Source organism: Hyella patelloides LEGE 07179 (assembly GCF_900659865.1).
GTDB classification, from domain to species: Bacteria; Cyanobacteriota; Cyanobacteriia; order Cyanobacteriales; family Xenococcaceae; genus Hyella; species Hyella patelloides.
In genome coordinates, this window is sequence record NZ_LR213995.1 from 1 (window position 1) to 11,454 (window position 11,454).

General features: G+C 37.1%; 9 protein-coding genes and 1 pseudogene. All 10 read right to left on the reverse strand.

Translation table 11 applies throughout. The features are described from left to right. A partial coding sequence (locus H1P_RS25415) for a transposase (protein ID WP_144872709.1) occupies window positions 1-635 on the reverse strand: 635 nt, incomplete at its 3' end. 41 nt (window positions 636-676) lie between these two features. Continuing rightward, window positions 677-820, reverse strand: a complete 144-nt coding sequence (locus H1P_RS36525; RefSeq protein ID WP_186376142.1) for a hypothetical protein — start codon at window positions 818-820, stop codon at window positions 677-679. 108 nt (window positions 821-928) lie between these two features. After that, entirely contained in the window at window positions 929-2,218 is a 1,290-nt protein-coding gene (locus H1P_RS25420; RefSeq protein WP_144872712.1) for a glycosyltransferase, read from the reverse strand. Window positions 2,219-2,399: 181 nt separating this feature from the next. Continuing rightward, window positions 2,400-2,531: a hypothetical protein gene (locus tag H1P_RS39005; RefSeq protein ID WP_281291223.1), complete on the reverse strand. Its 132-nt coding sequence runs from the start codon at window positions 2,529-2,531 to the stop codon at window positions 2,400-2,402. 93 nt (window positions 2,532-2,624) lie between these two features. Continuing rightward, window positions 2,625-3,236, reverse strand: a complete 612-nt coding sequence (locus H1P_RS25425; protein WP_144872715.1) for a hypothetical protein — start codon at window positions 3,234-3,236, stop codon at window positions 2,625-2,627. Then, window positions 3,121-3,918: a hypothetical protein gene (locus H1P_RS25430; RefSeq protein ID WP_144872718.1), complete on the reverse strand. Its 798-nt coding sequence runs from the start codon at window positions 3,916-3,918 to the stop codon at window positions 3,121-3,123. The genes H1P_RS25425 and H1P_RS25430 overlap by 116 nt, the downstream gene beginning before the upstream one ends. A gap of 117 nt (window positions 3,919-4,035) precedes the next feature. Next, window positions 4,036-5,241 (reverse strand): DUF2235 domain-containing protein, encoded by a 1,206-nt coding sequence (locus H1P_RS25435; RefSeq protein ID WP_144872721.1) that lies wholly within the window; start codon window positions 5,239-5,241, stop codon window positions 4,036-4,038. Window positions 5,242-5,381: 140 nt separating this feature from the next. Beyond that, window positions 5,382-9,080: a hypothetical protein gene (locus H1P_RS25440; RefSeq protein ID WP_246141947.1), complete on the reverse strand. Its 3,699-nt coding sequence runs from the start codon at window positions 9,078-9,080 to the stop codon at window positions 5,382-5,384. 48 nt (window positions 9,081-9,128) lie between these two features. After that, window positions 9,129-9,971 carry a DUF3050 domain-containing protein gene (locus tag H1P_RS25445; protein ID WP_144872725.1) on the reverse strand — a complete coding sequence of 281 codons (843 nt, stop codon included), beginning with the start codon at window positions 9,969-9,971 and terminating at the stop codon, window positions 9,129-9,131. Between the two features lie 60 nt (window positions 9,972-10,031). Further along, window positions 10,032-10,763 (reverse strand): annotated as a pseudogene (locus tag H1P_RS25450) (protein kinase domain-containing protein); the annotation flags it as partial. Window positions 10,764-11,454 lie beyond the last annotated feature (691 nt).

An 11,454-nucleotide genomic window follows, 5' to 3' on the forward strand; every position in this document is an offset into this window, starting at 1 on the left:
AACTTATGCCAAGCCTGAATCTTAATGAGTCCTAATTGAGAGTCTTTGACCTCAACAATTTTATCTTCTGGTAACCAAGTTTCGGAGTCATTGAGTTTTAACTTATGACCATGTTTACGAGGACGACCACGACCATCGTAAGTTTTTGGTTCACCATAGAAACAACGATTAGAACTTAAACGCATCAATTTGTCACAAGGGATATCTACGGTTTGTTGTACAAACGAAGCACATCCATATTGACTATCAACAACCACAATTGGTCTTTGGTCGAATTGAGAACAAGCTTGTTGAAGTTGTTGACTCAATTTACTGATGGCGGTTTCACTACTTGTAATTCTTTCATGAAGTAGTGGTAATGCCCAACTTCCATTTTCTTCAGGTATATAAGCTATGGTACTATATCCAAAACCGACTCCAATTGGTCTATTGACAGCTATTCTACTTGGTTTATGTTCATAAGTTCTTTCTTGAAGCGTTTTGGCTTCTGGTCTGAACCAAGCACTATGATCTCCCACTAATAGTGGTCTTTGATAGGATGCTATTTCTTCGACATAAACAGACATCATTTTGTCTCGTAATGGATTGCAATCTTCTAGAGATTCATAAGTACTATGCCATTGCCGTCGAAACACTGGTGATAAAGATAATTCGGCTAAAGAACTAGGATTCCGAGTTAATAATGCTGCATCGGTAAGTTAAAAGAACTAGGATTCCGAGTTAATAATGCTGCATCGGTAAGTTCAAAAGTTGCATCTTTCGCTTTCCCCAGAAAATGGTATATTTGGTCTCGAAAATATTTTAACTTTGTGTCAGGCATTTTTCAGCTAACTTTGATTGAATGCCTGATTTTACTTTAATTTAGCTTATTTTGAGAATTTATTGTCTTTTTTTTGACTTCTTAATCAAGTTTTAGTCTAAACTCCAGTCAAGGAGCAAGAACTGGTTTTCCTGTAGCAACCACTTGTTCTACAATATCAGCAGCCCGTCTCACGCCACCAGCTTGATGGATAGCTTCTTGAAGTCTCTGGGCATTCTGTTGATAAGAACTTTCTGTTAGCACCTGCTTGATTACAGTTTGAAGTCGAGAAATGTTCAAATTCTGGAGGCGCACAACTTCACCTGCTCCTGTTCTCGCTATGCGTGCAGCTATTCCAGGCTGTTCGTTAGTAATGGGAATGGCGACAATTGGGACTCCGCTACTCAATGCGCCTAGGGTTGTGTTCATACCTGCATGGGTAATCACTACACTCGCTCTATCTATTAGTTTTTGATGAGGAGCAAAAGAAACCGCAATGATATTATCTGGCAAATTATAATCCGCAGGGTTGTTATTCGGATTGCCTAAAGAAATAACTAACTGAACATCTAGTCCCGCCACAGCCTCCGCAATAGACTGAAATATTTCTGGTACTTTGTTTTGTAATGTTCCTAGGGAAGCATAGACCAAAGGTTTATCAGTTAATTTTTCCCAGGGGAAAGAAATATCGGGAAAAGAGACGGATTCTAAACCAGATGGATTTTGTAAAGGTCCCGTGTAATGAAAATGATCGGGTAAATTTACTCTGGGAAAATCAAATTCCCTTGGTAACTGACAAATTTGAGCCAGTTTTGAGTAATTATCGTCGCGATTTTTGTATAAAGGTAATTGCCACTGCTGTCGCTGTTGTTGAATTTCTTGCCAGATCGAAAGGGATATACGATTTAAGAACCAATTCCCCAGTTGATTGCGAAGTTTCGCCCACCATGCCTGGTTATAACCCCAATGGGTAAAATAGGGAGGAACACCAGCTTCGCGATTAACTAATAAAGCATTACATACCGTGACATAAGGTAGCTCTAGCTTATCTGCAATTGTTCCTCCCGCCGTAGAAACCTGATCGACGAGCAACGCCTCTATACCAGCAGATTGAATTGCTGTCGGCAGATTATTAAACAGCATTCTGTTATCTTTTAAAATTAACTCGATAGTGAATTTTAGACCTTCTCTTCCGCTCTTTTTTCCTAGTTTTTCATAATTCTGTTCTAGTATTCCGAGGGGAAATTCTTGTTCTCCAATCAACCAAAAGTTCAATCCTGAATTTTTAATTTTGGGTTCGATGTCTGCAATACCGAAAATAGTAACACTATGGTTGCGTCTTTGTAATTCTCCGCCTAAAGCACACATAGGATTAAGGTGTCCAATAGCAGGAGGACAAATGATGCCAAAATGAGTCATGATATTTTTATGGTGAAAAATGAATGTTGGTGATTGGTTTACAGTTACAGCACAATTTAATTGGTTTCTGGAATTAGATCGGAATTATCTCAATTATTTTTTGCATAATTTAAGAATTTTCCTTTGATACGATCGCTCTATTTAGCAAAATCCTGGTTCTTTTGATTGGTCTACTTTTGTTTTAGTCGGTAATTGGCTGAGCATCGGCGATCGCTATAGCCGACTTGAATGGTTTTTGGTCGGAAACGCCCTGTACCGCAACAACGGCTACTTTAGGTACTTTTGAATTGGTTTCTGAATTATTGTGTGTCATGATTATTCTTTGACTTTTTTATCTGTATTTTTATCGGCTTTATTGGCTGTATATTCTTGAACTTTGCACTGAGGCATACAGAAATTGAGGGTATTATTGTCGATCTGATAAAGGTGTTATGTTTTTATTTTGAGGTTTTCTGTAATCAATACAATTACACAAATCTTCAGCAATCTTTTGTTTGTCTTCAGGTTTAAGTTTTCTGGCATCAATACAATCAGACCAATCTTCAGTAACTTTCTTATTGTCTTCAGAGATAAATGTTATTTCTCGATTTTCCTGGGAATTTTCCAGACCTTCGATATATTCATCGACCTTAGGTTCTAATTTGCAAAAGCACTTTCCTTCATAAGCCTTGCTACTCTTTGGATAGAGAAGAGCTAACCCCATTGATGTTGGTGTGATAAAAGAATTAGTTAACAACAAACTTTCATGCTGGACATTTTGAGGCGGTCTTTGCCAACTAAACAAATTGCCAAATACAGGAATTGCACTAAAAATTCCCCTCCATACCTGACCGATAATTGGTACATAACCCCGTCCACCATCCAATGTACTTTGGTTGGAAAAGGTTGAAAGTGCGAAAAAATCAATTGCCTGGGTATAAACTGTTGTATTGACTGTTTGTTCTCCGATCCGAGATAGTGGTTTTACTCCTTCTTGTTCTGAAGGATAAAGGTCTTGTGGTGTCAAAAATGACATCATATTCTAGTTGATCGACAATCGACTTAAAATCAGAATCTATTTTATCTTCATTTATTTGATTTATCGCATAGCCTTGGATTACAGCAAAAGTGTCTCGAACTAACTGTTGAGTTAGGTTGATGCGATCGCGGACTTCTGGCATCACTTCGTTTAATGCTTCTTGTCCCTTAGATTTATCAGTAGAAATTTGAATTCCCCACATTTGCATATTAATACCAGGTCGAGGAAGATCGATCGCAGCAATAATTCTATAGGCACATTGTCTTTCTTTCTCTAGTCCATATAAGATGATTTCGTTGTCAACTTCACCACGACGATAAACTTCAAGGTTATCAAGAGCCAGTTTATTTTTTATCTCTTGCAGCATAGGTATTACATTTGCTGCATCACGAACATAATGTAACTCTATTCTTTGAGTGCCTAATTTCAGATTTTTTGTTTCTCCGTTAAGTCGATCTTCTTCAGGCTCGGTTTTGCAGAAATCTGCCCCTGGAACTTCGCTTTTTTCTTCTGGTGGAACTTCTGGTGGACTTGGTAGATCGCCATCATAAGTTCTTCTTTCGATTGTTGTCTTTTCTCTTGTTGATGTTGTGGGACTTGTTTGAGCTTTGGCAAGAGATAAACTTGAGAAAAAATGAAATATGCTAATTCCAACGATTAAAATAGTTTTTTTAAATTTCATAATAAAATATACTCCTTATGAAGCAATAAATATTTTTCTACTATTGGAGAGTATTTGTCACCAAAAATAAAGAGAAATGAAAGACTCACAAGTGAGACGATTATCGAACTGGTATCTTTATTTTGATTGACAATATTTATTTAGCTGATCTGGAATAGATTCTGGAAGATTTTTAGGGCGGTAGTTTTTATTACACCAAAGTTCTTTAACGCTGTTATGAAAGTCTTTATTCAGATCTTTGAATTTGATTATGTCGCGTTCTTCTTGTCCTTTGGGTTTGGTAGTGTTACGATTTTCAGTCTTTTCAGGAGGATATTTCACTAAGTTCAAATCCAAATCCAAATCCAGCTTTTTGGCTTCTCCTACCATCCACTCCAAAGCAGCTTTTGACAAATCTAAAGTATTTACTTTGCAATTATCTGATAGCTCTATCATTTCATCTGTACCACCGCCAACGCACCCATGATCTCCTGGAAAGCACATTTGTTCTAACGTTCCCTTAAAACCATCTTCTGATTCCATCATTGTGACTTCAAAAGCCGATCGCTTTTCATCTATGGCGATCGCGTGTCGGGCATTTTTAATGATTGAACTAAGTTTGTTATCGTGAAATCTTAAGTTTCTTTGAAAAATTCTGTCAATTGGAAGCCAGGGTATAACATTGGGAATACCTAAAGCCCCTACAGTATCCCAACAGCCAAGAAATTTAATATGGGGTTTTTCAATCTCATATTTTTTGCGAAAATTTTCAGCTTTTTGTTCTCGACTCTCGTTTTTAATGCGATAAATTCTATAAGCCTCAGCAGTATGATTAATATCAGGGCGTTGAAGTAGCCCACAGTAGCTAATCAAACCTGCCAAACTTCTGACTGTATAAGCTCCTCTACTGAAACCAAATAAATATATTTCATCGCCAGGCTCGTAATTTAGGCAAAGAAAAATATAAGCATCTTCAATTTTTTCATCAATTCCTAAGCCAAAAGCTCCTCCAAATATTTTTAGCGGACGATAGACACTACGTTTACAATAAATAACAACTTTATCTATGAGATTTTTTTGGGTATTTTTGTCGTAGTCAGGAACTGCACCAATTCCTTGGTCGTAGTAAAGAATTTGAGGAATATGTTGTTTTTGCTCATCATTATTCTTATCTTTACCTTTTATGGTTGCTGCTTGATGAATCTCGTTTTCTAGCTTATTCTCCTCTTCTTCTTTAATTTCTCCTTTTGTTTTTGTTACTTGAGCAATTTTAAGTACATTAGTGGCAACTTTGTTATCTTGGCTTTGCCAAGTGCCATCGCAACAAACTATTAAACGTTTCATCAGTTTTCTCCTTACTAAACTATCTGGTAATGTGTCAGTATCTTACCTCTGTTTTTTTGTCAGTTCTAGGGGTGAAATTCAGGTATTGTTTCGGGATGAATGATTTTTTTAATCGGTTTTAAGAATTAGTCAGAACTATCTCAGTTGTTTTTTGTATATTTTTTAAATTTAATTTTTCGATATAATCGATTTTTGTGAAACAATTTGCTTAAATTCAATCCCGCCACAGGTGAAGCAGTAGTCATGATTTTGGTTCGACTTTGAGATTTCCAATATTCGTATTTGAGTAAGGGAAAACTCGCTACTTTTTTGGCTAACGCCCAGAAAAATACATAACTGGCTAACAGGCGTTCAAACGCACCAAAACAAGATTCTCTTAACTCTTCAATCTGTTCTTTTTGCTCGGTGACAGTGGAATTTCTGAAGTAGATAGCATCATCATTACTATCTAAAATAATGGCATCGCTAAAACCTTTATCAGCGATCGCAGCATCATGATGACCCATCACCACGATCTCTGGTCCGACATTAATATTTCTCACTCCGTTGGCTTGTTTTCCTGTCATTAGCACTGCATTTTCCGCTTCTTGCAGTTTTTTACTGCGTCTTCCATCAGGTACACCGAGAAAAATCAAAGTACCCCTAACTACTCGATGTCCAAAAGCGTGTAAAAAATGATTCTGGGGATTACTCCCGTGTACTTCTATAGTTGCAATACCATAGCTAAGGGAAAAGAGTTTACTGATATAAGCTTGTAATAATTGGTTGACCCAAGGTACATCACCAATAACCAGAGTTCTTTTACCCATCCGTGCTAATAGTTGCCGACCTTGAAAATAACGAATTAACAAAGTCCAAAACCAAGAACCAAAGATATAGATGGCAATATCTGCCAAGGTTATTACGGGTGAAACCGCTTCCAATAAGCTCTGAGGTAAATTAGCTAGGTTAAAAATTAGTCCCAGTGATGTCTTAACTAAGGGAAGAGTCTCGCCAAAAGGAATTACCCATCCTACAGTTATGAAGACATAGAAAGCGTGAATTGCCCAAGCTAGAGGAGTTTCCGTAACATGAAGCCCCCAATGACGACCACCTTGAACCAGCTTTTGCCTAATTGCCGATTTAATTGGTTTTCCCCTAGCAGTAACTCCGATAATTTGTCTGACATTTTTATTGAGAAAATCATCCTTCATCATTGCCAAAACCAGCAAACTTTCTGAGGTCAAATTCATCCCAAAAGGCTCTGAATCGGGAAAATTATTTTTCATCTGCTGGGCAAGATAGAACAATAACTCTGTAAGAGTCTGTCCAGCAGCAGCAACGGTTACAGTACTCGGTTCGGCTTTTCTGCGTCCACTACCATTAATAAAAATTCTGTGGCGGTGGGGATTGTCGAGAAATGAGGAGGGCAAAATTGCTGTAACTCCTCCGTTACCTTGGGTTGAATTGATAAAACTGCTCAACTCTCCTGTGAGAATAAACAGTTCGCCGATAACTCCTTGGTCACACAGATGGTCAAAAGTATCGATCACTTGTACGGTGGAAAAGGTTTGACCAGATTGAGTAATTGCCAGGACGAGGGAGTTTTTATTCAAACAAAGTTGGTTCAGGTTTTGGCTTAACTGTTGTAGGACTTCATTAGCAGAGATCGTTACAACATTCAATAAAGGAAAAACGGTTTTTAAATTTTGCGCGAATCTTTCACCTAACCAGAGACTATTTTCTTCCCCAGTAATCAGTAAATCCACAGTAGGCGTGGGTCGGATTTGACTCATTAATCCAGCTTGAAACATTTTTTGCTGCTTTTGCTCAAAGCGTTGGACTTTTTCCGTCAAGAGATGAACTAAATAATCTGCACTTTGACGATTCAGAGAGGTGGAATTTTGCCACGAAGTTTTAATTTCAGCCAACACCCTGGGAATTGATTGAAGATCGCTCTCTACAGGGTCTTGGTTTTCAGACTCGGAAAATTTAACATATGGTAAATGGGGATGATGTTTCAGGGAAATCCAGCGATTTTCTAATTCTGAGGCTTTGAGTTCCCTTTGTTTTTTTAACGAGTAGATAGTAATATCCTCAGCACTGACTTGAGCAATTTCTCCTGCTTGGGGATTCAAATCCAAACGAGAAGAACCTGAAACGTCTGCTAAAACACGATCTACGGCTGCGGGTTCGGAAGCATAAACCATGTATTTTTGCTGCCAATTAAACCCGATTGTTATTGGTTGTCCTTTAGCAGCGAGAACTAATTGGGATTCTTCTAAAGTGGAAACGGTAACTAAACCGAAACTTCCTTTGGCTCTTGAGATAAATATTTGGGTGGCGCGATACAAATCGTTGTGAAAGAAAGCTTCAATTGCCGTTTGTACAAAAGCGGTTCTTTGTGATTCTGACCATTTTGCGATTATGGTTTGATCGCTAATGGCTTGTAAAATATTATTTTCTAAACGATTTAAATATTGAGGAAAATAGAGAGAATCTGGCTCTGGAGAATGGGATAGCTCAGCAAAAATACTCTCAAAAATTTCTGTCCAACTGGTTAAATTTTCTACCGAAGGGAATGCCGATTCCAGGGAATTCGCGATCTCGCTTACAGCGAGGCACTGCGTGATCGCTAATTGATAAGCTAATCGTGAAGAAGCATACCACATTCCTTTGGTAATTAATAAATCCATCATACCCGCAATTTTGGGGGAATCGCCTTCAGTGGCGTTAGGAGTATGTAAAATTCTTTCTAACCATAAACCTAAAGTAAGATTATCAACTTCCTGACCAAAAAGCTCCCAAGCATCAAAATCGCCGTTGTGGGTAATGCGATGATTGACATTTTTAGTTTGACATACCCATTCTCGATCGATAAATTGCCAGACATTTTCGTTCCTAGCACCCATCCATTCATGCCAATGGGTTTCCAATTCCGAAGGAGCAGTACCACTGGTAGCATAACGATAATGCCATGCTCCGATTACTAATGATTCTAAGGGTTTAATGTCAGATGCGATCGCTTTTTGTCTGATAGGTGCAAAGGCTGCTTCTAGGGATTGGGTTAAATTATCTCTTTTACGCTTAACTACTTTTTTCCCCACAAAAACAATCTGCTCTTCATCACGAGCTAAAACCAATCCGCCACCAGCTTGTTCGCCCCGAATTTCGGTTTCTCTGCCCATTATTTGCGCCATTTCCACAATTCTGGCAGGTAAAAGCTCATTTCCATCATCGGGCTGGCGGTGAGCTATTAAGCCGAAGTTTCCACAGTAAAAACAATCTGCTACTCCTGTTACTAACGCATCTATGTCTGAAAGGGAAGATAGGGCAATTAGTAGATTTGCAACTATAAAAGTTTGGCTAATTAAATTACTGGGATGGAAGAAAACTGTAATCGCCACAAATAAAAAATTAAATAAGATACCGCCTAATGCTTTGACTCTTACTTGAGTAGAGTTACCGACTGCGAGATATGGAAAGTCGCTACAGGTAGTTAGAAAAGGAATGAATATGTTGCTAAAAGGCAGTAATGACTGGAAAACAGTTTTAATACTTCTGTGTTCAAGAATATTCGTCAGGTTTAAAATAGATAATTGCTGGTCAATAACAGCGATCGCAAATGTATGTCCCAAGCCATGAATAACAATTGCACTATTCCAAGTTAATCTTAGTAGCATCGAATAAAACAGAAACAGCAAACAATCAGAGATCATATTTCCCGTTTCCATACCACTAGCAACTATCAGTAAAATAGCGATCGCTTCAAAAATGACATTTTGTAATATTGATAACCAAGTTGACTTATACATTTGCTTTTCTTGTAACTCAAAAATAGCGATTAATTTATTGCCCAATATCCTATTAAATAGGGAACACTATTAATTGATTAAAATCAGAAATAATTAGCTAATTTCCGTCATTTCTGCCAGAGCATAGTCCCAAAGTTTTTTCTTGTAATTTATTGCTTTTAATCCAGCCTTTAATGCTCGAACTTTTGAGATTTCATTTTGACAAAGATAATCGAGTATTTTAAAAGCTATTATTTCAGAGTTACTACTGTTTTTCTGGATTGTTTTATCGGCATAACTAATCAAGCTCGAACATTCTTTGTTTTCTTGTTTTAAGACTTTAATGATTGCTAGTAGTACTGAAAAAGTAAGTTGTTCTTGTCCGAAGAAAAAAGTTGCTGCTGTTTCTTCTATAGTTGCTAATTGAACAATCTTTAAGTTAAATGCCACTAACTCTTTTATTCCTGGTTTAAGTAAATGTAAATTATCTTCTGATTTCAAAAAAGACCAAAGAAAATAAGGATCGACTCCTATTTCTGCCATAGAATGAAGATAAATAGCAAAATCTTCGTTGAGTTCTCCATAAGAATATAGCTCGCTTTCTCGACTCAAGATAATCTCATTAATCAATTTTTTATTATTATCATTGCATTCTATAAATTGTCCTTGTAAAGCTAAAATAAGTTTGTTCTGTAGAGATTTAAGTAACTTCATAAAATCCCAATAAACAAAAATGTGATATGATATAAAACATTCAATTTTAGCTATCGAAGTTAATTCACTATAGACTGGATGCTCGGAAAGCTTGTGAATTTTTGCTTTGATATCAATTGTAAGTTTGTTACTTTTACTTCGATCTTCATACTGATAATGATTTAAATTCATCAACATATTTCCGTTAACTGTAGTTTCTTGTAACATGGGGAGAGTTCCAGATAAATAAAGTTTTTCAGGCAATACTAAATTTAAAAATCACAAAATGTTGGCGACACTAACTTTTACTATTTTGTAATTGGTTTCAATTAGTCTTTGTGGTTTTTTACCCGTCAGCAGCACCACCGCAGTTGCAGCTAAAGCGTACAAATCACTGTGAGCAAAAACAATCCCTCGCTCTATTTGCTCTGGTGGAGCATAGCCAATTTTGCCGATTGCCGTTCCAATCAGAGATAATGAATCTGTAGTGAAAATTGCCCCCATCAATTGAGATTGTGCCTTGTTTTCGACCGCCTTAATACTGCCAAAGTCAATTAACATTGGTAATCGATCTGCGCTACGTAAAATTATGTTATCGGGGGAAATATCGCAGTGAATTACTCCCATCGCATGAATATACTGCAAAACGGGCAAAATTTGCTTTAATAAATGCTTAATTCCCACCTCACTAAATTTCATGCCTTCTTGAGCGAGATCGCGACAAAGAGCATGATAAGTTTGCCCCTCAACATAATCCTGTACTAAAAATAAACGTCCTTTATCTTGATACTTATAGCGAAACAGTTCGCGGAACTTAGGGATTTGTGGGTGCTGCAATCGATAGAGAATTCCCGCCTCGCGCTCAAATAGCTCTTGTGCTTTAGAGAGAGCAAACGTTCCTTGAAGTCGAGGTGCAAACTCTTTAAGAACACAGCGTTCGTTAAAACGATTAATGTCTTCTGCCAAGTAAGTACGACCAAAGCCTCCATGACCCAACTGATGTAAAATTCGATAGTGAGATTTTAAAACATCCCCTGAATTTAGCTCGGTATTCATTGTTGTTAGTTGCTCTTGGTATCTCATTTTATTTTGTTGAGCTTCTTGCGGATGCTCTCAATGGAAAAACTTGACTACTACTTTAAAAGCTCAAAACTTATTGAAATTATCCTTCTAGCTTTTAAGCAGTAACAGAGGAAAAATTCAGGTATTTGTTCAGGTGAATAATTAAGTCTGAATTTAATTTAATTAAAGCGCGATCTCTTATTTATTTCTCCTTTTAACAACTTTCTTAACTCAATCTTAGAAAACTCGATCGCGATAAACATCTGAAAAACGTCTCAAATCAAACCTCAACGAAAGAGGTAAATAGTCTCTAACTTTCGCTGACCTGTTAAGTATATTTATCTACGACTAAAGTGATAGATTAAACAGTGGTTAATAGTTCTTGAAAAAGTAAAAAAAAGGCAGTAAAACAAATATCTATTTGTTTTATTATGGTAATCTTTTGCGATCGCTGTTCTCTTTACTCTCACAACCCTCATCTTATATCCCACATCCATCAGCCACACAAATGAAATACATCTGAAATCGGAGTTGAAAAGCGATGAACCTATCCCACTAATAATAGATAAAATAAGAAGGTTGTAACTAAACGACTGAAGATGCCAGGCAAATTTGAGGGATTAAATGACCTAGAGTGGAAGCTATTTCAAGATATTTTTCCTAAAAAGAAAAATTCCGAAAAGCG

Bases quoted from the DNA above. Each gene is read 5' to 3' on its own strand.
- H1P_RS36525 (WP_186376142.1), bottom strand. From the start codon at position 820: ATGCCTGACACAAAGTTAAAATATTTTCGAGACCAAATATACCATTTT.
- H1P_RS25425 (WP_144872715.1), bottom strand. From the start codon at position 3,236: ATGATGTCATTTTTGACACCACAAGACCTTTATCCTTCAGAACAAGAA.
- H1P_RS25435 (WP_144872721.1), bottom strand. From the start codon at position 5,241: ATGAAACGTTTAATAGTTTGTTGCGATGGCACTTGGCAAAGCCAAGAT.
- H1P_RS39005 (WP_281291223.1), bottom strand. From the start codon at position 2,531: ATGACACACAATAATTCAGAAACCAATTCAAAAGTACCTAAAGTAGCC.
- H1P_RS25430 (WP_144872718.1), bottom strand. From the start codon at position 3,918: ATGAAATTTAAAAAAACTATTTTAATCGTTGGAATTAGCATATTTCAT.
- H1P_RS25420 (WP_144872712.1), bottom strand. From the start codon at position 2,218: ATGACTCATTTTGGCATCATTTGTCCTCCTGCTATTGGACACCTTAAT.